Here is a 23,704-nt window from a genome sequence, read left to right on the forward strand (position 1 = left end):
GAGCAATAAAAGCATTAGCTTTTTAAAAAATATATAAGGGAGTCTTATCTCATTTCCAAAAGTTATTTGACACAATCGAAATTAAAATTAATTTGACATTTCCTGACCTTTAAGTTATAATAGTTATGCATAAAAGATAAAGTTAATTTTTGGGGGTGTTCTGGCTTCGCCTGTATGGTGAATCCTTTAGAAGCGAGTCGAGGATTCTCTTTCACTCGAAAAACACTGGGAACTATAAAATTATCCGCAAACGATAATAGTTACGCTTTAGCTGCCGCGTAGGCAGTTAACGCCTGGCCGTCTCCTGCCTGTGGAGTTCGTCCCAGGTGCCATATAAAGCAGGCTAACTTTCTTCTGATGTCTGTAAGAAGAAAGGACATTTAACAGACTAGCAGTAAATGATCCTGTTCAGTGGAGCATTTACTGTGAGATTAAAAACTGAACTACACTCGTAGAAACTACTGGGTGAGCCATATAGTACGTGGGTTCGACTCCCACCACCTCCACCAAAATCAAAATATATTTCTTTATAATGCTCAGCAGAAGCTGAGTTTATTTTTTTGCAAAAAAATATCTATTTTTATTTAATAATGGTTAATAATACTATATAATGATTATAATCTAGTAAAATATAGGGGAGAGGAAGATTTTCTTGTTGAAAAATAAGCTTGAATTTATTAAAGAGCAAAGTAAAGACAAATATGGCTCATCCAATTTTTATAGGTTTATTTTGTTGGTTATTGCATATTTTTATTTTGTTTCAGGCCTTTTTTATTATAATATTCCTACAGGAGAAGATCCGATTCCTGCTGGTCACCGGGGATTTTTTATATTCTTAACTATTATTTTATTTCTTATTTCTTATCTTAATGACTGGCTTAAAAAAAGGATTGAAACAACTGTCTATATCGTAGTTTATTCTGTGCTGGCCCATCTAGCTTATATTACATATTTTAATTCTTTTCAACATAACTTAGCTTTAGCATTAATTGGCTCGATGATTATTGCTAATCTTTTCTTTAAAGGGAATCAAGTTCTTATCTACTGCAATTTAGCTTTAGCTGTATTTGTTGGCTTAACCCTTGTTATGGCAGAGAATATTTTACTTAGTTTTAGACTCTATTTCTTTGCATTTTATTTGACCTCAGCTTTATTTACAAGCATAGTCAGTTATCAAAAGTTTAAAAGTAAAGAGAAATTAGATAATCTTAATCAAGAACAAAAAATACTTTTAAATAATACTGATACTCAAATCTGGTATCTCAGAGATTATGATAATTATGGTAAGGTTAATCAGGCTCATGCTGATTTTTTAGGTTATGCTAAAGAGGAAATAGAAAACAAAAAGCTGGCTGAGATACTTTCTTATGAAGAAGCTCAGCTCTGTAAAGAAAGCAGCAAAAAAGTATTTAAAAAGAAAAAGAAAATTGAAAGTGAAATCTGGCTTAAAAATCATCGGGGAGAAAAAAGATTATTAAGTATTAGAAAAATACCTAAAATAAATGAACAGAATGAAGTAGAATTTGTAGTTTGTTCAGCTGAAGATATTACCGCAAAAAAGCAAAAAGAAGAAAAACTCAAATTAACTCAATTCTCTGTTGACAATGCTCCTTTAGGTATCTTTTGGATAACTCCAGCAGGAAGTTTTGAATATGTTAATAATAAGGTTAGTGATATTTTAGCATATAGTGCTGAAGAGTTAAGAAATATGAAAATATTTGATATAGATATCAACTATCAAAAAAGCAACAGAAAAAAAGATTGGAATAATTTGAAAAAGAAAAAAACTGAGGTAATTGAAAGTAAAGTTAAAACTAAAGATGGTCAAATAATTGATGTTGAAATTACCAGTCGTTATTTAAAACACAATAATAAAGAATATGAATTAGCCTTTTTAAAAGATATCAGTGAAAGAAAAGCTAGAGAAGAGGAAATTAAGTATTTGTCTTATAAAGATAAGCTGACTGATCTTTATAATCGAAGATTTTTTGAAGAAGAATTACAGAGGCTTGATACCAAAAGACAGCTTCCAATAAGTATAATCATGGCTGATGTTAATGGTTTAAAAATCATCAATGATAGTTTTGGCCATGACAAAGGGGATGAAATGTTGGTCAAAGCTGCCAAATTATTAGAAAATGCAGTTAGAAAAGAAGATATTCTGGCCAGACATGGTGGGGATGAGTTTGTTGTACTATTACCTCAAACTAAGCGAAAAATAGCTGAAAAAGTATTAAAAAGAATAAAAAAAGCAAGCAAAAAAACAGAAAATGATAGAATACCAATCTCACTTAGTTTTGGCTTGGCTACAAAAATAAAAAAATCAGAAGATATTAAAGAGATATTAAAAAAAGCAGATGATGCAATGTATCAAAATAAGCTGCTTGAAAGCAAAAGTGCTAAAAATAAGATAATCCAAGGTCTGCTAAATACTCTCAGTGTTAAAAGTGGTGAAACTAAAGAACATGCTTTAAGGATGATCGATTTAGCCCATGATTTAGGTAAAGACAAAGGTCTCCCCAGTTCAGAATTAGACCGTTTATCTTTACTTGCAGTATTACATGATATAGGTAAGGCAACTATTTCTGAAGAAATATTAAATAAGACCGGCAAACTAACAGATGAAGAATGGGAGATAATAAAAAAACATCCTGAAATAGGCAGTAGAATTGCTGTATCTACCAAAGAATTTGCCTTAATTGCCGAAGAAATATTATCTCATCATGAAAAATGGGATGGCTCTGGTTATCCTCGAGAATTGGAAAAAGAAGATATTCCTTATTTAGCTAGAATAATTGCCATAACAGATGCTTTTGATGTTATGACAAATGAGAGACCTTATAGTAAAGCTATCTCTAAAGAAAAAGCCTTAGCGGAGATTAAAAAGTGTTCAGGTACTCACTTTGATCCAGAATTAGCTGAAGCATTTATAGATATGATTAGCGGGACACAAAAAGAAGCTAAATAGCTTCTTTTTTAGCTTTAAATGAGCTGAAATTAGCCAATTTAAAAGCAGGGAAAACAAGAGAGATGGCTAATATATTATATAAGCCTATAAATTGCTTAGCATTAAATTTAGGAGGAATTTGAATGGAGAATTTGAGTTTGGATACAATGATTTTTAATAATTCGGTGCATAATTATTTAAGAGCATTTGTTTTTATAATTAGTGTCTACTTAATAATTAAAGTATTCGATAAATTTTTAATGGAAAAATTAAATATTTTTATTGACAAATTTTCCCATTCCTTTGCTGAAATGATTAAAAAACTCATTAAAAAAAGACTTTATCCTTTATTATACTTTTTAACAATTTACATAGCTTTTAATCAATTAAGAACCATAGCCCTGCTTGATAATCTTATTAATGCAGTTTTAATGATATTAAGTGTTGTTTTTACAATATTAATCATTCAGGATATTATAACTTATCTTTTAAATAAACACTGGGAGAAAAAACAAAGAAGTTCGGAACAGGAAAAGATTTTAAATATAACTTTAATTATGATAAAAGCTATTATCTGGGTAATTGCTTTTCTATTTATTTTAGATAATTTAAATATAGAGATTACAGGTCTCCTAACAGGTCTAGGTATTGGTGGTATTGCTATTGCTTTTGCAGCCCAGAATATTTTAAATGATTTATTTAATTATTTCACTATTTATTTTGATAAGCCTTTTGATGTTGGGGATTATATAATGATCAGTGATTACAGAGGTACTATTGAGCATATTGGAATTAAAACAACCCGTTTAAGAAGCATAAGTGGAGAAGAATTAATAATCTCCAATACAGATTTAGTAAATTCAAGAATTAATAATCTGAAACGGATGCAGAGAAGGAGAATCAACTTTAGTTTTGGGGTGGAATATGGAACCCCTTTGGAAAAATTAAAGCAGATTCCTGGAATTATTGAAGAAATAATTAAAGCTGAAGAAAATACTGAGTTTGATAGGGCTCATTTTGCAGAATATGGAGAGTTTTCTTTAATATTTCAGGTAGTCTTTTTTGTAAAAAGTAGAGAGTATAGAGTTTATATGGATATTCATCAAAATATAAATTATAAAATGAATGAGAAATTTAAAGAACTAGGAATTAATTTTGCCTTTCCTACTCAAACTATTCATCTAGATGGTGGTGGCAAAAATAATGATAATAGCAAGTTGTAAATTGAAATTATATCTGCCAGGAGTTAGCTCTTTAAAAGAAAAGAGACATATTATAAAAAGCCTGCTCCAAAAAAGCAAAAACAAATTTAATGTTGCAGCAGCAGAAGTTGATTCCCAGGATTATTTGCAGACTGCTGTAGTAGGGGTTGTAACACTTGGCAATGATTATCGCTATCTACAGAGTATTATGGATAAGTATTTAGATTTTGTCGAAAGCTTTCATGAGTTTTCAATTGATGATTATGAAGTTAATATCAGCAGATAGTTTTTGTTTAGAATTTGAATATGATTCCAATTAGCGCAGCAGTTATAATATATATTATCGGATGTTTTTTGAATTTCCGGATTGCCAAAAATATCAGTAGAAATAGTATAAATCCTTTTAAATCTAAAACATTGAAAATTTCTAGATCAGCATTAAGTTTTTCAAAATGGAAGATTTGGCCCCGGCTGAGCTGAAAAGCAGCAGATGCAATTAAACCGGCAACAGCAGGTCTGATTCCGACAAAAGCTGATTTAACCAGGGGATGATTATTAAATTCTTTAAAATAATGGGCAATTAGTGAAATAATTATAATCGATGGAGCTGCTAGACCCAATGTAGCGATTATTCCGCCTCCAATCCCGGCAGTATTATAACCTATAAAAGTAGCTGTATTAATACCTATGGCTCCAGGAGTAGATTCTGAAACTGCGATCATATTAAGCAGTTCCTCAGAGCTTATCCAACCGTATTTTACTATTAGTTCTTGTAAAAATGGGAGGGCTGCTAAGCCTCCACCAAGTGCAAAAAGTCCTACTTTAAAAAATTCAAGAAATAATATTATGTAAATCATTAAGAATGACCTTCTTTCTTGATAGTTTTAATTATTATTATTTTTATATTCTTTAACACTTTTTTTGAATTCACCTCTAAGCCGTTGAATAATAATACCACTTATTCCAGAGCCTAAAATCACAAAAACAGGTGAAACTCTAAATAAAGCAAGTAAAATAAAGGCCAGAACAAAGATTAATAAGCTTATTTTACTTTTATCAGATTTATTCCACATCTTTATTACAATATCTATTATAAGTGCTACAACAGCTATTTGAATTGCAGAAAAAGCATGTTGAAATAATTCTATTTCTTGAAAGCGAGCGAAATAACTGGCAATAATAGTAATAATTATTAAAGAAGGCATAATAAAACCTGAAGTGGCAGCTAAAGCACCTTTTATACCTTTTAAATTATAGCCGGTCATGGTAGCAGTATTAACGGCAATTATACCAGGAGTACTTTGACCAATGGCATAATAATCAAGGATATCACTTTCTGTAATCCAATTTAGATTATCGACCAACTCTCTTTTAATTATGGGCAGCATGGCATATCCACCACCAAAAGTAAATAAACCTATTTTAAAAAATATGAAAAATATTTTAAATAACTTTTTCATTTCAACCTCCACCTGAGCTAAATAATTTTTGATCTTATGGATGATAATTCGCTATTTATTATAACACATTAACTCTATTTTATCTAAATTATCTAAAATAATCACCAGCAAACAGGAATATTAATTTTCTAAGCTGCATATAAATAGTTTTAAGAGAAAAGAGGTGTTAAATAATGAAAAAAATTCTACTTATACTAACTTCTTTTTTATTGATTTTCTTGACAATTATTGTTTTAAATACTGTAGCGGTAGAAGCAGTTGAATTAGAGTTTTCCGAAAAACATTTTATGATAATGCCAGATGAATTAGAGCAATCAACTTTATTTGTGGTAGAAGAGTTAACTGATGAACTAGATATTAATCTATATCAATTGGAAGAAGAAAGATTTTTATTGATTTCTGGCGGCAGATTTTATTTATTAAATGCCAATAGTAATGTTATAGAAACAGAAGCTGGAAACTATGAAATGCCAGCTCAAACCATGTTGGTTAATAATAAATTATTAGCTCCACTATATATAATAGAACTTTTAGCAGGTTTGGAACTAAGTGAGTATGGGGTAATAACAGCAGAATAATAGACTTGACTGCTGCTTTTAAAGGAGATTAATAATTTTTGTAGAAATATCTAAGTAGTAGAAAATTAAAAATTTATATTTTTGAGAAAGGAGGGAGTTATAATGGCAGAAATTGTAGGAATTATTGTAATAGTTTGGGCATTAGTTTACTTTTTTGATAGAATGGCTCCCTAATAAAAAATTAAAAAAGGGAGAAATATTTATATTTCTCCCTTGTATTTTTTTCGAGCAGGAATAACTATTAATTTCCAGAATATATCAAATATAGACTAAGAAACAGTAATTTTTGAAGGAGTAATTTATGCAAATTTTTTTTAGTAAGATTAAACTTATTTTATTAATTATATTTAAAGATCTTAAAGAATCATTGAAAAACAGAACAGCAATTATGATAATTTTATTACCTCTTTTTGCCTCTTTAATGTTTTCATTGGTCAGTGGGGAACAGTTGATGAGAAATTTCACCTTAGGTATTAGTGGAGAAGGTTCAGAAGAAGTAGCAGCTTTTATTGATGATAACTTTCAAAATTTTAATGTTAATAGATATGCTGAAGCAGAAGCTGGTAGACAGGACACAGCTTCTGGGAATATTGATGCAGCTTTAATTTATTTTCAGGAGAGAGAAAAGATAGAAGATCGCTATCAGATTTATCTTGACAGCAGGGATACAATCAATTTTTTTATTTTAAGAGAAAATATTTCAGAGATTTTAAGCTCATATCATAGGCTTGATCGAGGACCTCAGTTCAACTTTGAAAGTGCAGCTGAATTTGAAGCAGCAAGTACTATTTTACCAGTTTGGTTAACCGTGACAATAACCATGATTGGTTTAATGCTTATTTCAGGCTCTCTCTCTGAGGAGAAAGATAATTATACTCTAGCAGCTTTAATGGTTACAAAACTAAAAGCATCTGATATAATTATAGCAAAGAGTCTTTTTGCTCTGGTCTTAACTCTTATTACTTCACTTTTAATGGGAGCTTTAAATGGAGTTTTTGTGCTTTCACTTACACGTCTATTACTTTCACTTTTGATCATTTGCCTAGCTTCTTTTGTTTTTAGTGGTTTAGGACTTATAATAAGTATTTTTACTAGTTCTCAGGCTTCAGCCAGGTCAATTTCTACAGTTATCTATTTTCCTATTATTTTTCCTGCTTTAGTAGCAGATGTTTCACCATTAACTCAGCGGCTGGCCCTCTTTTTCCCATCTCACTATCTATACAGGGCTTTAGACAAATCATTGGTTTATCAAGGAGGGAATGTTAACCTTTGGCTTGAGATAATTGCTTTAACTTTTTTTGCACTAATATTTTATACTATTATATATATCTATTTAAGAAAGGCTGATTCTTTTGTTGAATAAAAAATTTAAATGGAAGCTAATATCTTTATTACTTTTGATTTTTTTAGTTTTTTCTTTTAAGCAAATTTCTGCTGCAGATTCTTTTGACAGCCCGGTAGGATTTGGAGAATATATTTACGAAAATTATGCCCAAGAAAATTTTGCAGAGGTTTATGATAATTTTGCAGCTGAATTGAAATCAGTTTTAAGCAGTGAAGAATATATAAAATTTCAGCAGGATAATTTTGAAAAATATGAGCTCGAGTATAGAAATATTGAAGTAACTAATCCTGAAGAAATTTCTTATCAAGAATTTAAAAGTGAATTTCCCTTTCTTGAAGAAGAGGGAACTTTCTATACAGTAGAAGTTTCATACCTTATCAAGTTTAGACGTTTAGGAAGCAGAGAAAGAGAATCAGATAAATTAGTCTATCTCAGAAAAAAAGATAATCACTTCGAATTGTTTTGGGATCCTGAGCCTATTTTAGATGAACTTAGTCCAGAAAGTGTGGCCGAAGCTAATGACTGAAAACTATATTTTGGAGATCAAAGATCTCAAAAAAAAATTCGGCAGCTTTGCAGCTTTAAAAGGGATAAATTTAAAAGTAAATAGAGGTGAGATTATTGGCCTTTTAGGTCCCAATGGGGCTGGAAAAACAACCACAATTAAGATTATAACAGGGCTTTTAAAAGCTGATTCTGGAGAAATTAATATTTTTGGTGAAAATATAATTTCTGGACTACCTACCTGGATTAAAGAAAAAATTGGAGTTGTTTTTGAAGAAAGCAATTTATATTACCGCCTTAGTGCTTATGATAACCTGCTTTTCTTTGCTAGAATAAATGGGATAAATAAAACTAAGGTTGAAGAACTTTTAAAAGAATATAAATTATATGATGTGAGAAAAAAAGCTGTTAAAAACTTTTCTAAAGGAATGAAAAAAAGATTAATGATCTGTCGTTCACTTTTAGCAGAACCTGAGATCTTAATTCTTGATGAAGCAACTGGAGGTTTAGATCCTATTTCAGCGGAAATTATCAGACAAAAAATTTCTAAATTGAAAGCAGAGGGTAAAACAGTTTTGTTAAGCACTCACTATTTAGAAGAGGCTGATCGCCTTTGTGATAGGGTAGCCTTTATAAATCAGGGAAGTTTAATTGCTTTAGACAAGCCGTCAGTGTTCAAGCAGAACTTAAAACAGGATTTTATAGAACTCAAATTTGCTTATGATAATTATTCTCTAAACAAAGCAGACTTAAAAAAAGAATTATCAGTTTTGCTTAAAAAGGGAGAAGAATATAAAGTTGAAAAAGATAGCTTTTATCTAAAAATTTTTATTGAAGAGGAAGTTTTTAATAGGCTAAATAAAATAGCTGCTCAATATAAACTGCTTGAGCTTAAAAAAAGAGAAGGAGACTTACAGGAAGTTTTTAAACAAATTAATTCTTAGCCTCCTTTAAAAGAGCTTTAAAATTGTCAAAAGGGAGGTTTGTCAATTGACTCCATTATCAGATGACTTTTATTTTCTATTTAATGATTTAAAACAAATTGCATTTACTTTTAATAAGGCAGATGAATTTGGTGCTGTCAATAAAAGAATGGCAGAATTTTGTGAATCATCAGTTGAAGAGCTTGAAAATAAAAATATTTCAATAGTTTTAAATAAAAAAGATAGAAAAAGGATCAAAAATTTTAATCAAAAGATTTTCCAAACTGGTGAGAGAAAAAAGCGAGAAATAGTTGTAGAAATCAATAATAAAATGAAAAATATTGAGGTAGATATAATACCACATCATAACTCAGACAATGAAATTGATTATTTGCTTTGTTTAGCTGTTGATATTACTGATAAAATAAAAAGAGAAAATATATATTTTAGAAATAGAGAAAGGTATAGAACCCTTTTTGATCAGGCTCCATTAGCATTTGTGGTTTCTGATCGCCAGACAAATATAATCGATTGGAATCAAAGGGCAGAAGAGATATTTGGCTGGAAAAAAGAAGAGGTTCTTGATCAGAATTTTAATCTTTTGATTCCAGAAGATTCTTATTCAGAGGTAACAGAAATGACTGAAGAGCTATTTAGTGGTCTGCAAAATAATAATATCAACAAAAATATCTCTAAAGATGGTAGTCAAATATATTGTGAATGGAATAATGCAATTATAAGGGATCAAGAAGATAAAATAATTGAGGTTATTTCAATTGCAAGAGATATTACAGAACGTCTCAGAGCAGAAGAAAAAATAAAAAAACAGAACGAAGAACTGGAATACAGCAAATTAAGAACCCAATTCTTTGCTAATATTTCTCATGAACTAAAAACACCTTTAAATTTGATCTTTTCTAGTTTGCAGCTGCTCGAGTTTTATTTATATAATTCTCAATCATATAAAGAAAAAGATAAAATTAATAATTATCTAAATTCTATTAAAAATAATGGTTTTAGATTACTGCGTTTGGTTAATAATTTGATTGATATAACTAGAATTGAAGTTGACGCTTTTAGTTTACATAGAGGTAATTTTGACATAGTAAAGCTGATTAGAGAAATTGTGAATACTGTTAGTGACTATCTTGAAGAGAAAGAAAGAGATTTTAAATTTATTTGTGATTTAGACTCAGCTATTATTGCCTGTGATCCTTTTAACATAGAAAGGGTGATTTTAAATTTAATTTCCAATGCCGTTAAATTTTCTGCTAGGGGAGATCAAATTATTTTAAACCTTCAAGCAGCAGGAGAAGATATTTTATTATCGCTTAAGGATACTGGGATTGGGATTGAAAAAGAAAATCAGCAAATAATTTTTGATAAGTTTAGACAGGTTGATCAGAGTTTTAAGAAAAAAAGAGAAGGAAGTGGGATTGGGCTTTCTTTGGTTAAATCAATTATTGAAATGCATGGAGGTAAAATTGAAATAGATAGTGTTTATGGTTCTTATAGTAACTTTAAAGTTTTTTTACCTTTAAAAACAATTGACCAGGAAATAGTTGAAAAAGAAAGTTACTCTCCAGATAGTTTATTAAATAAAGTTGAATTAGAATTCAGTGACATAAATTATATTTAAGTTAGAAAGGAGGAAGGATCTTGTCTCTAAGATATAAAGTAGTTTTTATAGCAATTATTTTATTTATAATATCATTTTTGGCTTTTGGATCAGCCGCTGCTCAAAATAGCATTTATTTTAATAGTGAAGATATAACAGATCAAATTTCTAGTACTGTAGTTGAAGGTGAATTTCTAATAAAAGCTACTGATTTAGCTGAAATTTTGGAGATCGAGCTTAACTGGCAGCCTGCACTCAAATTATTAGAGATGGAATCAAATGGAGTAGAAGTAAAATTAATGGCAAACAGCAGCTTTATTCAAATCAGGAATAATAATAGAAATGATGCTATTCGGACTGAAGCTGGTTTAGTTTTAATCGATAATCAGGCTTACATACCACTGGCAAAAACTATCGAAGCTTTTGGCTATTTGCTTGAATTTCAGCGAGAAGAAGATAAATTATTTATCTTCCAGCCGGAAACAACTATCAACAATATTGAATGGAAAGAAGATGGTAATCAATTAAATATCGAAATGGATGAGATTTCTCCTTATAGGGTTCTACAAAGTGATGATGGTAGAGAAATAATAGTTGAAATTGATAAAGCTGAGGTTAATCAAGAATTTAGTGACAATGTTTCAAATAACAATTTTTATTTAAGGGTTATAAATGTTCCTGATCGAGCTCTTTTAAGATTGGTTCTAAGAAGCAGAACCCCTATACCATTTCAAATAGATGGTGGGGTATATGAACAAAGTGGTGAAGAAAGTGATACCCTTGCTTTAAGCTTTTTGCCTCAGTTAAAAAGAGTATTTATTGATGATAATAATGTTTTTAGTATTGAAGCTACCGGGGAATTTCCCCAGGCAGAAATTGATTATTTAAGTGATTCTAACCGGGTTATTATTGATATCCCTTCTGTTGTTATTGGTAATTATGCCAAAGAATTGCGAGATAATCCTTTAATTAAAAATGTAACTGTAAGTCAGCATAGTTTAGATCCGGTTCGTTTAAGAATAGAAGCTGAACTTAAAGAAAATCAAATTATACAGGCAGTTGATAATAGTAGAGATAGACAGAGTAGTGTTTTGAGCTTTAGAAAAGGTGAACAGTCAGAAATTACTAATTTAGAATATGCTGCCGGTAAAATTACATTTCAATCACAATCATCTATAAACCCAGACACATTTTTGCTGGCTGAGCCACCAAGACTTGTGCTTAATCTTTTCAATACCAGCAGGGGAGCAAATGTTGCAGATAAATTAGAGGTAGATGATCCTTTGATAAACAGTATTCGATCTGCTCGTTTTGATAATGAAACAGTTAGAATTGTAGCTGATTTACATGAGTTAACAGGTTATAACTGGAATGAAGAAATGAAAAATGGAATTTATAATTATACAATTACTTTCCAGAATAAATTTGCTGGTATTCAGGGCAGTGAAGATGAGGATTTTCAAAATCTAGCTGTAAGATTAACAGGCAACCCTAACTATGAAGTTAGAAAATTTACCCATCCGCACAGAATTGTAATCGATGTTGATAATACTTTAAATAATATTTCTGAGCTTGAGCTACCCGAAAAAGGTTCTCTAATTAAAGATATTAGAAGCAGCAACTATGTTATAGAAGACAGAGAGGTTACTCGTTTGGTCTTTGAATTAGACGAATACTATAATCATCAAGTAAATGAAAGTGATCAGGGTAGGGTAATTAATATTGCTCTTGCTAAACATGATGATGTACTTGATGATATTAGAGATATGCCACAGCGATTAATTGTTGTAGATGCAGGTCATGGGGGATTTGATCCTGGAGCAATCGGTCCGACTGGTTTAGAAGAAAAAGAGCCTGCACTTGCTATTTCATTAAAAATTGCGGAATTATTAGAAGCAGAAGGTCAAAGAGTTATCTTGACTAGAGATAGAGATGTTTTTCTTTCTTTACAACAGCGGGTAAATATCGCTAATAATGCAGGTGCTGATTTATTTGTCAGTATTCATTCTAATGCAACCAATAATCGCCAGGTTGGTGGAGTTGAAACATACTTTAATCACAGGAATTCGGAATATAGCCGCAGATTTGCAGATAAAATTCATGATAAATTATCAAGAGGCCTTGGCCTTGTTGATCGAGGATTAAAAAATGATAATTTTTATGTAATCAGATATACAGAAATGCCATCTGCACTAGTTGAGGTAGGGTTTTTATCAAATCCTGAGGAAGAAGAAAGGCTTAGAACAGATGAATTTAGAAATAAATCTGCTCATTTAATTGTCGATGGTATTCTTGATTATATCAGAGAGAATGGAGGCAGATAAAAATGGCAGAAAAGCAAAGTTTATTTAATCCAGGCATGAAAAGAAAGCTTTTAGCTGTGCTGCGTATTCTACTTTTAACAGCTGCTGTGGTTTATTTGCTGATCTTTATTTCAAATACCTTATTAGTGGATGATCAAATTACCGTCTATTTTTCTACTGAAGATGCTCAATATTTAGCTGCTGAACAGAGAGATATTATTGAAGATCATGACATTTATTTTCAGATTATGGAGGAGCTAAACAAAGGTCCTGAATCTGATCAGCTCTCAGCTACAATTCCTGATGAAGTTGAGCTTTTAGATTATGATTTAGAGGCTGATACTTTAATTTTGAATTTCAACTTAGCTTTAAGAGAAAATCATTGGGGTGGAAGTACTGGTGAGATATTAACCATCTATTCTATAGTTAATAGTTACACAGCTTTAAAAGAGGTAGAGTCAGTACAAATCTTACTTGAGGGGCAGGAAGTAGAGACTTTGGTTGGCCACCTTGACTTGAGTCGTCCTTTGATGTACAATCAAGAACTAGTTACAGACAATTAAGAATAGGAGATTTAGGAGTTGGTCTTTTTGGATGATTCTAAAAGAGCAATTGGTTTGCTTGATTCAGGTGTAGGAGGTTTAACCGTTGCTCGCGAAATATTTAATTTATTACCTGGAGAGGACATTATTTATTATGGGGATACCTTGCACCTTCCTTATGGTCCCAAAAAACTTTCTGAGGTTAGAAGTTATGTAAAAGAGATAATAACTTATTTAAAAGAAGAAAAAAAGGTTAAAGCTGTTGTAATTGCTTGTAATACTGGTAGTTCAGCAGCTTTAGATTATGTAAAAGAAAAATTTGATATCCCTATCTTTGGTATGATCGATAGTGCTGCTAAAAAAGCAGTTAAAATTAGTAAAAATGAGAAGATTGCGGTTATAGGGACTGAAGGGACCATAAAAAGTCAGGCCTATCAAGACGCAATTAGGGCTGAATCACAAGAAGCAGAGATTTTTGCGAAAGCCTGTCCTGCTTTTGTAGAATTAGTAGAAAAAGGGAAGTTTTCTGGCCCTGAGGTAGAAACAACTGCCTATAGTTATTTAGAGTCTATTATTAAGGCAAAAGCAGATGTTTTGATTTTAGGATGTACCCACTTTCCTTATTTAATGCCCGTTTTAGCAAAGGTAATGGGGAAAGATGTCAGCCTGGTTAATCCTGCTCAAGAAACAGCTTTAGAGTTTAGAAAAGAGTTAAATATGTCTAATTTGTTGAATAAAGATTTTGTTCAGGGTAAACATAAATTTATAGTAAGTGATAAAAGTAGAATATCTAAAAGCTTTTTAGAACATGGAAGACGTTTTTTAAAGCTGGATAATTTAAAATTTGAAGAAGAAAACATTTTTCTTGCTTTAAAAAACAGAGGGGGAAATTTAAATAATGCGTAATGATGGAAGAGAACTTGATCAGTTAAGAGATATACAAATAACGAGAGATTTTACTAAATATGCAGAAGGATCAGTATTAGTGGAAACTGGAGATACAATGGTTTTATGTAATGTTTCTATAGAAGATAGTGTACCATATTTTTTAAGAGGTCAAAATACAGGTTGGTTAACAGCAGAATACTCTCTTTTACCAAGGGCAACACAAGATAGAAATATCCGGGAAGCAGCTAAAAGGAAGTTGAGTGGTAGAACCCAAGAAATTCAGCGCTTAATAGGGAGAAGTCTTAGAGCTATAATTGATCTTGATAAAATGGGAGAAAGAACTATTTGGGTTGATTGTGATGTTTTACAGGCTGATGGGGGAACGAGAACAGCATCAATTACTGGTGCTTATGTTGCTTTAGTTGATGCAGTTAACTTTTTGCTAGCTGAAGGCAAATTAAGTGAAAACCCTTTAAAAGATTTTATGGCAGCTACAAGTGTTGGTATTGTTGAAGGAGAAGCTATGTTAGATCTTTGTTATGAAGAAGATTTTAAAGCCCAAGTTGATATGAATATAGCTATGACTGAAAATGGAGAGATAATTGAAATTCAGGGTACTGCTGAAGAAAATCCTTTTACAAGGGAAGAAATGAATAAGTTATATGATTTAGCTGAAAAAGGAATTAGAGAATTAATTGAAATTCAAAAGATGAATTTGGCAGCTGAATAATTATGCAGAAAATTATAATTGCCAGTGGAAATGAACATAAAATTGAAGAAATCAAATCTTTTTTCTCAGATTTGAAGATTGATTTTAGAGCGCTGCCAGATGATAAAGAACTTCCTGAAGTAATAGAAGATGGGCAAAGTTATAGAGAAAATGCCCTTAAAAAAGCCAGGCAGAGATCAGCTGAGCTTAATGAAGTTGTTTTAGCTGATGATTCAGGGCTTTCAGTAGAATATTTAGCTGGAGCACCTGGTATCCGCTCTGCTCGATTTGGTGGAGAAGATTTAGATGATCGAGAGAAATATCTAAAAATACTCTCACTATTAGAGGGGGTATCTGAGCAGGAGCGCAAAGCTGCTTTTGTATCGGTTCTGGCCCTTGTAGATCCTTTTGCAGAAGAAGAAATAGTTGTTGAAGGTCGCTGTGAGGGTTTAATATCTTATCAAGCTGTAGGAGAGCATGGCTTTGGTTATGACCCTATTTTTTATCTGCCTGAATTGGATAAAACTATGGCAGAAATATCACCACAAAAAAAGAACAAAATTAGTCATAGGGCTAAAGCACTTTCTAAACTAAAAGAGGTTCTTAAAGAGAGGTATATAGAGTAAAAAAGAGCAAATAAGCTCTAAATTGCTTTAATGAGTAATATATAGTCATTTGTTTTTTGACCGAGGCATTTATTTACTATATACTATTAATTGCTGTCGCAGAAAAAAACACTTTTCAGTGACACTATCGGAGCGTGGCGCAGCTTGGTAGCGCACCTGCTTTGGGAGCAGGGGGTCGAAGGTTCAAATCCTTTCGCTCCGACCATTTTATACGCGGGAGTAGCTCAGTTGGCTAGAGCATCAGCCTTCCAAGCTGAGGGTCGCGAGTTCGAGTCTCGTTTCCCGCTCCGCGCCTGTAGCTCAGTCTGGATAGAGCAACGGACTTCTAATCCGTAGGCCATAGGTTCGAATCCTATCAGGCGCGCCATTTTTATTTTTTTGCTTTTTAATATTGCAAGTATTTACTCACCTGAAAAGGTGTTTTTTTATTTGAGAAATATTAGCTTAAGCATTAAAAGCTGCTTGACAATTACTTGATTTTACTGTTATAATAACAATTGTCGTAAGATAATTAAAGCTTTATTTTAAAGCTTTAATTAATTCAATATGGTGGATGTAGCTCAGTTGGCTAGAGCGCAGGATTGTGGCTCCTGAGGCCGTGGGTTCAAGCCCCATCATCCACCCCATTATATTATTTTTTTGCGGAGCGTGGCGCAGCTTGGTAGCGCACCTGCTTTGGGAGCAGGGGGTCGAAGGTTCAAATCCTTTCGCTCCGACCATTTTGTAATCAAAATTTTAAATATGGTGGATGTAGCTCAGTTGGCTAGAGCGCAGGATTGTGGCTCCTGAGGCCGTGGGTTCAAGCCCCATCATCCACCCCATTATATTTTCAGGATTTATACTAAGCTCTCCACTTATTAATGTGGAGATTTTTTTGCTTAAAAATTTATTTAATTAAAGCCTAAAGAATTGGTGATAAATATGAATTTAGATATTGATTTTAAAAAGTGGATATTTGTAATAGTTTTACTCAGCCTGATATTTATTATTTCGATTTTTATGATTCCAGATATTAATTTAACTTCAGATCAGACTGCAAATGAAGAATATTTTAGAGCTAGAGTTTTAGAACTTGAGGAATATCAAACTGAGCAAGGCTATAATCAGCAGGCTTTAGTAGAGATCACTGATGGTCCTTTAGCAGGAGATATTGTGGAGATTGAAAATGAATATCAAGCTAATCACAGGTTTTTAAACATTAGACTTGAAGAAGGATTAAGAGTAGTGTTAGTTTCTTTTGAGCAAAATGGAGAAAGAGATATTTATCTGCAGGATATTGCCAGAGATAGAGGTCTATTATTAGCTTTAGTAATCCTTGCTTTAGTTCTACTTGTGGTTGGCAAAGTAAAAGGTTTAGAAACTATCTTTACTTTATTTATAACAGCATTTATAATTGTCCGAGTCATGCTGCCCCTTGTTTTGGTAGGCTGGTCGCCAATCTTGGTAACCACCTTTAGTGCACTGACAATTATAGTCCTGATATTAGTTATTATAGGTGGTCTAAATGTTAAATCTCTTGCAGCAATAATAGGGACTGGATCTGGTGTAATAATAGCTGGCTTTTTGGCCTATTATATTGGTAATATTGCTCACTTATCAGGTCTTGGCACCCAGGAAGCTCAAATGTTAGCCTCAGGTCTAGAAGGGCTTGATTTTAGAGGCCTTTTATATGCAGGTATAATAATTGCTTCTTTGGGAGCAATTACTGATGTTGCAATGTCAATTGCCTCTGGAGCTTATCAAATCAAAAATGCTAACCCTAAGCTAAAATTTAAAGAATTAATTAATCATTCTTTGGAATTGGGAAGAGATATTATGGGAACAATGGCAAACACCTTGATTTTAGCTTATGTAGGTGGAGCAATACCATTTTTGTTACTTTTATTATTTAATCAAATGTCCTGGTTGCGAATTATTAATATGGACTTTGTAGCAACAGAGATTTTAAGTGGTCTTGCAGGAACAATAGGACTAGTGATTTCAATTCCAATTACGGCTTTTACAGCAGCCTTTTTAATCAATAAGGTCAATATAAAATAAGATTTTAATCTTCTGCTTGATAATATTGTTAATTTTAGTATATAATTAAGTTAATATAGTGAATGGGTTGTTTGCAGATGACTATTTGACTTCAGTTATAGCGTATTGGCTTTAGCTGGAGTTTTATTTTATATTTTAAGTCTTGATTGGAGGATATTATGAGAAATAATAGTGATAAGCTTTATAATCCAGTTAAAAAAATAGTCATTATATATTTTGTTTTTGGTATTTTATGGATATTATTTTCTGATTTTATAGCTATTTATTTTTTAAATGATTATGCTAGTTACCATCAAATCCAGTCGGTTAAAGGTGTTGTTTTTGTAATCATAACAGGCTTGTTTTTATATTATCTTTTAGTCAGTAACTTAAAAGAGATTATTGAAAAGGAAGAAGAATTATATCAGCAGGCTTATTTTGATGCTTTAACCTCACTACCTAATAAAAGGCACTTAGATAAAATATTAAATACTAAGATTAATAATATTAATAAAAGCAGTCAAGATCATAATTTTGCTGTTTTTTATATTTACATTGAAAATATCAATGCTTTGATGGATATTAAAGGTTATACTCAGGCCAGTAATTTTATCGAAAAATTGTCTGATATTTTAAAAGATATAAAGAAAAACGATTCAAATTCTTTTCTTGCAAATTATAATTACGGCAAATTTATAATTATTAATGATAAAGCTGATAAGAAAAAGATCGGTCAGATGGCAGAAGGAATTTTAGAAGCAGTTCAGGAATTATGGCAAAAAGGTGAGATAGATTATTATTTAAATATTAATATAGGTATAGCTTTATATCCAGATTCTGCAGAAGATGCTGAGGGATTAATTTCTGCTGCTCAAATAGCTGCTCGCAGTATTGAAAATGAAAAGCAGAACTACAGATTTTTTGATCAGGAGCTTTATTCAAAGAAATTGAAATTCGAAAATCTTAAAAGAGATTTAAGAACCGGTTTAGAAAAAGAAGAATTTTACCTTCATTATCAGCCCAAGATAAGACTCAAAGATAAAAAAATTGTCAGTTTAGAAGCCTTAATTCGCTGGCGCCATCCTGATTTAGGTATTATCTCTCCCGAAGAATTTATACCAATTGCAGAAGAAACATATTTGATTAGAGATATTGGCTACTGGGTATTAAATGAGGTTTTAAAGCAGATAACTCGATGGAAAAATAATATTTCAAAAGAAATAAAGGTTTCTATTAATTTATCCCCTCTAGAATTATCTAATCCCAATGCAATAAAAAATATGGAAGCAATTTTCAAGAATTATAATTTAAAAGAGGAGTTAATAGAATTTGAAATAACAGAAAATGTTTTTTTGGATAAAAAATATAATTTTGTAAATATTTTAAATCAATTAAAAGCTCGCGGATTTACTATAGCTTTAGATGATTTTGGGAGTGGATATTCTTCATTAAATTATCTTAGCTATTTACCGATTGATAATTTAAAAATTGACAAGTCATTTATAGATGATTTAGAAATGGAAAAAAATCAGCTTTTAACTCAATTAATAATCAGGTTGTCACATAGTTTAAAGTTTGATGTTATTGCAGAAGGTGTAGAAAGCAAAGAACAATTAGTTTTACTTGAAAAATTAAATTGTGACCAGGTCCAGGGATATTATTTTCATGAGGCGCTTAGTCCGCAAAAAATAGAAGAATTATTAAAAAATGATATCTGATTTTAATCTTTATTTCTTTTTCGAATTATGCTATAATATATATACCTTATTGACCCTAAGTCATATTAAAGTGGAGGGAATAAAGATTGGCTAAAATGACAAAAAAATCGCTTAAGAGGCGTAACACAATTTTAAGAGAAGCAGAAAAGCTATTTATTGAAGAAGGTTTTGAAAAAGCAACTGTTAAAGAAATTGCAGAAAGAGCAGGTGTTGCTAAAGGAACCTTTTATTATTATTTTGACACTAAAGAAGATATAATTAATGCTTTGTTAGAGAAAAGATACAATCATACTGAGAAAAAAGCTCAACATATATTAGAAAGTGATAAATACAGTCCCCTTGAAAAATTAGAAAAAGTAATTTTAAGACTTATTTTTACCAGACAGGGTAATTTTAAAGTATATGAATTTTTCAAGATAGATGAAAATGCTAAATTTATGAAAAAAAGAAATAAAGAATTTTGGAACAAATTTATTCCGGTATTTACTGAAATAGTAAAAGAAGGTGTAGAAGCAGGAGTTTTTGCAACTGAATACCCTGAAGAATTAACAGAAATATTATTTATGGGTATTGATGGCTTCTTACATCGACATTATGCTAAGTTTAGCACTAAAGAAATGTATCAGGCAAAATTCTGTGCTGTAGAAGAATTATTAACCAAAGCACTTAATTTAACAGATCAGAGAGTTGATCTTTCTTTGATGAAACCAGATAATTAGAATTTATCGAGAAAATTAAGCTTTAAAGCTTGACATTTATAAAAAGCTATGCTAACATTATATGTGCTTTTTGTGAAAAGTAAAGTTAATTTTTAAGTTTAAAAAAATTGATTTGAAATTATCTAAAAAAGCTTGCGAAAGTGGCGGAATTGGCAGACGCGCTAGATTTAGGATCTAGTGGGTAATCCCCGTGTGGGTTCGAGTCCCACCTTTCGCACCATTTAATAATTCTGTCATTGACCCCGATATTGGCCCGGTGCCAGATCGGGGATTATTAACATATAGAGCTTATAATAAAATAGTTTTTAAATATGAGTTAGGAGGAATATTGATGGAAGTAAATAAAGAAGTATTAAAAGGTAATAAGGTTAAATTGGATATTGAAATAGAAAGTGAAGAGGTTGAAGAAGCCTTAGAAAAAGCATATCGCAAAGTTGTTAAAGATATGACTATACCTGGTTTTAGAAAGGGAAAAGCTCCTCGTAAAGTTGTAGAAAAAAGATATGGTGAAGAGGTGCTCCACAAAGATGCACTTGATATTTTAATTCCTCAAGGTTATAGTGAGGCCTTAGAAGAAACCGATATAGAACCAATTGATCAACCTGATATTACAGATTTCCACATTGCCAAAGGTGAACCTGCTACATTTACAGCTGTAGTAGAAGTGAAACCTGAGGTAGAACTTGGAGAATATAAAGATTTAGGAATAGAAAAAGAAGATGCTTCTGTAAAAGAGGAAGAAATAGAAGCTCGTTTGAAAAACATGCAAAATGAACACAGTCAGCTTGTCACTTCTGAAAGAGAAGAACTTCAGGAAGGTGATTTTGCAATAATAGATTTTACCGGTTATGTTGATGGAGAAGAATTCCCCGGTGGATCTGCTGAAGAATATAGTTTAGAAATTGGTTCAGGTAGTTTTATTCCTGGTTTTGAAGAACAGCTAATTGGACTTGAGGTTGGCAAAGAAAAAACTGTTGAAGTAACTTTCCCTGAAGATTATCAGGCAGATGACTTAGCAGGTAAAGAAGCCTCATTTGATGTGAAGCTTAAAGAAATTAAAGAAAGACAGGCTCCTGAACTTAATGATGAATTTGCTGATGAAGCAAGTGATTATGAAACCATGGATGAATTAAAAGAAAGTATCAAAGCAGAGCTTGCTGAACAAAAAGAAAAAAATGCTGAAAATAACTATAGAGAAGCTTTAATAAAAAAAGTAAGTGAAAATGCTGAAGTTGAAATGACCGATACTTTAGTAGATGAACAGCTTGATCAGATGTTCCAGAGTCTTTCTCAATCAATCTCTCAGCAGGGTATGGAAGTTGAAGATTATCTTGGCTATATGGGAATGGATGAGGAAGAATGGCGTGATAATAATAGGGATTCTGCAGCTGATAGAGCCAAAGAACTACTTGTATTAGATGCCATTGCTGAAGTTGAAGAAATAGAAGTTAGTGATGAAGAGCTAGATGAAGAAATAGAGAATATTGCTGAAATACATGATAGAGAAGCGGAACAAATAAAAGCTATTTTTCAGATGCAGGGACAGCTAGAGACTCTTAAAGATGATATTAAACGTCAAAAAACCATAGAGCTTTTAAAAGAAAATAACTAAGAAGATTATTCGGTGTTTTGTAAGATAATAACTGTTTTTTAGTAAAAAGACTGTTATAATTAATTTAAATACTGTGATTTAAGAAAATAAGGAGGTAATTATTATGAGCCTTATACCAATGGTAGTAGAACAAACAAATAGAGGTGAGAGATCTTATGATATCTACTCTCGTCTTTTAAAAGATAGAATTGTTTTCTTAGGTTCTCCTGTATCAGATCAGGTCGCCAATACTGTAATTGCTCAATTGCTATTTTTAGAAGCAGATAACCCAGATAAAGATATATATCTTTATATTAATAGTCCAGGTGGTTCTGTAACCGCTGCCCTGGCTATGTATGATACAATGCAGTATATCAAACCTGATGTTGTTACAATAGGTATGGGACAGGCTGCAAGTGCTGGTGCACTTCTTTTAGCAGCTGGTGCTGAAGGAAAGCGTTATGCCCTACCTTATGCAAGAGTTATGATTCACCAACCTGCTGGAGGAGCACAAGGAAAGGCTACTGAGGCAGAAATTCACATTAAAGAGCTAATGAGGATTAGAGAGCTCTTAAATCAAATTTTAAGTGAGCATACTGGTCAGGATATGGATAAAATTGCTCAGGATGTAGAAAAAGATTATTTCATGACTGCAGAAGAGGCACTTGAATATGGTATTATTGATGAAGTAATCACACGTAATGAGTTAGAAGAAAAGTAATTTAGCCTAAGAGGTGATATAATGTTTAAATTTGGCGATCATGAAGAAGGAGAACTTAAATGTTCTTTTTGTGGAAAAAGTCAGGATCAGGTAAAAAAATTAGTTGCTGGTCCCGGAGTTTATATATGTGATGAGTGTATAGAATTATGTAATGAAATAGTTGAAGAAGAAATTGATGAAGAAATGGATCTTCAGTTAAGTGAAATTCCTAAACCTAAGGAGATTAAAGAGATTTTAGACCAATATGTGATTGGTCAGGAAAGAGCCAAAAAATCACTCTCTGTTGCTGTATATAACCACTACAAAAGGGTTAATTCCAATATGGTAGTTGATGATGTAGAGCTGCAGAAAAGTAATATTATGATGGTTGGTCCAACCGGATGTGGTAAAACTTTAATGGCTCAAACCTTAGCGAGAATTTTAGATGTTCCTTTTGCTATTACTGATGCTACTTCTTTAACAGAGGCTGGTTATGTAGGAGAAGATGTAGAAAATATTCTGCTAAAATTAATCCAGGCTGCTGATTATGATGTAGAAAAAGCAGAAAAAGGAATTATTTATGTAGATGAAATTGATAAAATTGCCCGTAAATCAGAAAACACCTCTATAACTAGAGATGTATCTGGAGAGGGAGTACAGCAGGCACTGCTTAAAATTATTGAAGGAACAGTTGCCAGTGTGCCACCTCAGGGAGGCAGAAAACACCCACATCAAGAATTCATTCAGATAGATACAACTGATATTTTATTTATTGCTGGTGGAGCTTTTGATGGTCTGGAAAAATTAATTGATTCCAGAATTAGTGAAAAAGTAATGGGTTTTGGTGCTGATATAAAAACTAAAGATGAAAGTAGAAATATAGGTGAAATTTTAAAGCATATTCAACCTCAAGATCTACTTCATTATGGTTTGATTCCTGAATTTATTGGTAGAATGCCGGTTCAGGTAACTTTAGATCAGCTTGAAGTTGAAGATATGGTTAGGATTATGCAGGAACCTCGTAATGCTCTTGTAAAACAATATCAGAAATTCTTTTTGATGGATAATATAGAACTTGAGTTTACAGATGAGGCTTTAGAAGCTATTGCAAATCAGGCACTTTCCAGAAATACAGGTGCTCGTGGCTTAAGATCTGTTGTAGAAAATACTGTGCTTGATATTATGTATGACTTACCATCAAGGCCTGAAATTACAAAGTGCATAATAACTAAAGAGGTTATAGAAAATAGTGCTGATCCAATTTTAGAAATAGAAGATGAAATAAAAGAAAAAGAAGAAAGTGCTTAACAGC

Annotated in this window: 21 protein-coding genes, 7 tRNA genes and 1 other RNA gene; 27 read left to right on the forward strand and 2 right to left on the reverse strand. The window is 31.8% G+C overall.

Annotated elements, in window-relative coordinates:
- Positions 1-151 precede the first annotated feature (151 nt).
- From ssrA to LJ207_RS01605, 4 genes are all read left to right on the forward strand, one after another.
- Positions 152-509, forward strand: a transfer-messenger RNA (tmRNA) gene (gene ssrA, locus LJ207_RS01590).
- Positions 510-655: 146 nt separating this feature from the next.
- Positions 656-2,968, forward strand: a complete 2,313-nt coding sequence (locus LJ207_RS01595; RefSeq protein WP_229343467.1) for a diguanylate cyclase domain-containing protein — start codon at positions 656-658, stop codon at positions 2,966-2,968.
- Positions 2,969-3,090: 122 nt separating this feature from the next.
- The gene (locus LJ207_RS01600; RefSeq protein ID WP_229343469.1) at positions 3,091-4,170 is read left to right on the forward strand and encodes a mechanosensitive ion channel family protein; all 1,080 of its coding nucleotides are present in this window, start codon (positions 3,091-3,093) and stop codon (positions 4,168-4,170) included.
- On the forward strand, positions 4,151-4,435 hold the full coding sequence (locus LJ207_RS01605) for a DUF503 domain-containing protein (protein ID WP_229343471.1): 285 nt from the start codon (positions 4,151-4,153) through the stop codon (positions 4,433-4,435). The genes LJ207_RS01600 and LJ207_RS01605 overlap by 20 nt, the downstream gene beginning before the upstream one ends.
- Before the next feature lie 7 nt (positions 4,436-4,442).
- Here the strand turns inward: LJ207_RS01605 and LJ207_RS01610 are convergent, their stop codons facing one another.
- The gene (locus tag LJ207_RS01610) at positions 4,443-5,006 is read right to left on the reverse strand and encodes a chromate transporter (RefSeq protein ID WP_229343473.1); all 564 of its coding nucleotides are present in this window, start codon (positions 5,004-5,006) and stop codon (positions 4,443-4,445) included.
- A 27-nt stretch (positions 5,007-5,033) separates the two neighbouring features.
- A complete protein-coding gene (locus LJ207_RS01615) occupies positions 5,034-5,609 on the reverse strand; it encodes a chromate transporter (RefSeq protein ID WP_229343476.1) in 576 nt (191 codons plus the stop codon).
- Between the two features lie 173 nt (positions 5,610-5,782).
- Here LJ207_RS01615 and LJ207_RS01620 point away from each other — a divergent pair, with 173 nt between their 5' ends.
- From LJ207_RS01620 to clpX, 23 genes are all read left to right on the forward strand, one after another.
- The gene (locus tag LJ207_RS01620) at positions 5,783-6,187 is read left to right on the forward strand and encodes a hypothetical protein (RefSeq protein WP_229343479.1); all 405 of its coding nucleotides are present in this window, start codon (positions 5,783-5,785) and stop codon (positions 6,185-6,187) included.
- 301 nt (positions 6,188-6,488) lie between these two features.
- Positions 6,489-7,550 (forward strand): ABC transporter permease, encoded by a 1,062-nt coding sequence (locus LJ207_RS01625; protein ID WP_229343481.1) that lies wholly within the window; start codon positions 6,489-6,491, stop codon positions 7,548-7,550.
- Entirely contained in the window at positions 7,543-8,058 is a 516-nt protein-coding gene (locus tag LJ207_RS01630) for a hypothetical protein (RefSeq protein ID WP_229343483.1), read from the forward strand. The genes LJ207_RS01625 and LJ207_RS01630 overlap by 8 nt, the downstream gene beginning before the upstream one ends.
- Positions 8,051-8,980: an ABC transporter ATP-binding protein gene (locus LJ207_RS01635; RefSeq protein WP_229343485.1), complete on the forward strand. Its 930-nt coding sequence runs from the start codon at positions 8,051-8,053 to the stop codon at positions 8,978-8,980. The genes LJ207_RS01630 and LJ207_RS01635 overlap by 8 nt, the downstream gene beginning before the upstream one ends.
- 46 nt (positions 8,981-9,026) lie before the next feature.
- The gene (locus LJ207_RS01640; RefSeq protein ID WP_229343487.1) at positions 9,027-10,598 is read left to right on the forward strand and encodes a sensor histidine kinase; all 1,572 of its coding nucleotides are present in this window, start codon (positions 9,027-9,029) and stop codon (positions 10,596-10,598) included.
- 20 nt (positions 10,599-10,618) lie between these two features.
- The gene (locus LJ207_RS01645; protein WP_229343489.1) at positions 10,619-12,901 is read left to right on the forward strand and encodes an N-acetylmuramoyl-L-alanine amidase; all 2,283 of its coding nucleotides are present in this window, start codon (positions 10,619-10,621) and stop codon (positions 12,899-12,901) included.
- A 2-nt stretch (positions 12,902-12,903) separates the two neighbouring features.
- A complete protein-coding gene (locus tag LJ207_RS01650) occupies positions 12,904-13,443 on the forward strand; it encodes a GerMN domain-containing protein (protein ID WP_229343491.1) in 540 nt (179 codons plus the stop codon).
- 27 nt (positions 13,444-13,470) lie between these two features.
- Positions 13,471-14,328: a glutamate racemase gene (murI, locus tag LJ207_RS01655; protein ID WP_229343493.1), complete on the forward strand. Its 858-nt coding sequence runs from the start codon at positions 13,471-13,473 to the stop codon at positions 14,326-14,328.
- On the forward strand, positions 14,321-15,040 hold the full coding sequence (gene rph / locus LJ207_RS01660) for a ribonuclease PH (RefSeq protein WP_229343495.1): 720 nt from the start codon (positions 14,321-14,323) through the stop codon (positions 15,038-15,040). The genes murI and rph overlap by 8 nt, the downstream gene beginning before the upstream one ends.
- 2 nt (positions 15,041-15,042) lie before the next feature.
- Positions 15,043-15,645, forward strand: a complete 603-nt coding sequence (locus LJ207_RS01665; RefSeq protein ID WP_229343497.1) for an XTP/dITP diphosphatase — start codon at positions 15,043-15,045, stop codon at positions 15,643-15,645.
- A gap of 128 nt (positions 15,646-15,773) precedes the next feature.
- Positions 15,774-15,850: transfer RNA gene (locus LJ207_RS01670), tRNA-Pro, on the forward strand.
- Positions 15,851-15,858: 8 nt separating this feature from the next.
- Positions 15,859-15,932: transfer RNA gene (locus LJ207_RS01675), tRNA-Gly, on the forward strand.
- 2 nt (positions 15,933-15,934) lie between these two features.
- Positions 15,935-16,012 (forward strand) — tRNA-Arg (locus tag LJ207_RS01680).
- Between the two features lie 182 nt (positions 16,013-16,194).
- Positions 16,195-16,271, forward strand: a tRNA-His gene (locus tag LJ207_RS01685).
- A 16-nt stretch (positions 16,272-16,287) separates the two neighbouring features.
- Positions 16,288-16,364, forward strand: a tRNA-Pro gene (locus LJ207_RS01690).
- 25 nt (positions 16,365-16,389) lie between these two features.
- Positions 16,390-16,466 (forward strand) — tRNA-His (locus LJ207_RS01695).
- A gap of 100 nt (positions 16,467-16,566) precedes the next feature.
- Positions 16,567-17,685, forward strand: a complete 1,119-nt coding sequence (locus LJ207_RS01700; protein WP_229343499.1) for a YibE/F family protein — start codon at positions 16,567-16,569, stop codon at positions 17,683-17,685.
- 158 nt (positions 17,686-17,843) lie between these two features.
- A complete protein-coding gene (locus LJ207_RS01705; protein ID WP_229343501.1) occupies positions 17,844-19,382 on the forward strand; it encodes a putative bifunctional diguanylate cyclase/phosphodiesterase in 1,539 nt (512 codons plus the stop codon).
- A 95-nt stretch (positions 19,383-19,477) separates the two neighbouring features.
- The gene (locus LJ207_RS01710; RefSeq protein ID WP_229343873.1) at positions 19,478-20,101 is read left to right on the forward strand and encodes a TetR/AcrR family transcriptional regulator; all 624 of its coding nucleotides are present in this window, start codon (positions 19,478-19,480) and stop codon (positions 20,099-20,101) included.
- Between the two features lie 134 nt (positions 20,102-20,235).
- Positions 20,236-20,321 (forward strand) — tRNA-Leu (locus LJ207_RS01715).
- A gap of 111 nt (positions 20,322-20,432) precedes the next feature.
- A complete protein-coding gene (gene tig / locus LJ207_RS01720) occupies positions 20,433-21,713 on the forward strand; it encodes a trigger factor (protein ID WP_229343503.1) in 1,281 nt (426 codons plus the stop codon).
- 103 nt (positions 21,714-21,816) lie between these two features.
- Positions 21,817-22,413, forward strand: coding sequence for an ATP-dependent Clp endopeptidase proteolytic subunit ClpP (clpP, locus tag LJ207_RS01725; protein WP_229343505.1), 597 nt, complete (start codon positions 21,817-21,819; stop codon positions 22,411-22,413).
- Positions 22,414-22,434: 21 nt separating this feature from the next.
- Positions 22,435-23,700 (forward strand): ATP-dependent Clp protease ATP-binding subunit ClpX, encoded by a 1,266-nt coding sequence (gene clpX / locus LJ207_RS01730; protein WP_229343507.1) that lies wholly within the window; start codon positions 22,435-22,437, stop codon positions 23,698-23,700.
- Positions 23,701-23,704 lie beyond the last annotated feature (4 nt).

It is taken from the genome of Halanaerobium polyolivorans, assembly GCF_020711195.1.
GTDB classification, from domain to species: domain Bacteria; phylum Bacillota; class Halanaerobiia; order Halanaerobiales; family Halanaerobiaceae; genus Halanaerobium; species Halanaerobium polyolivorans.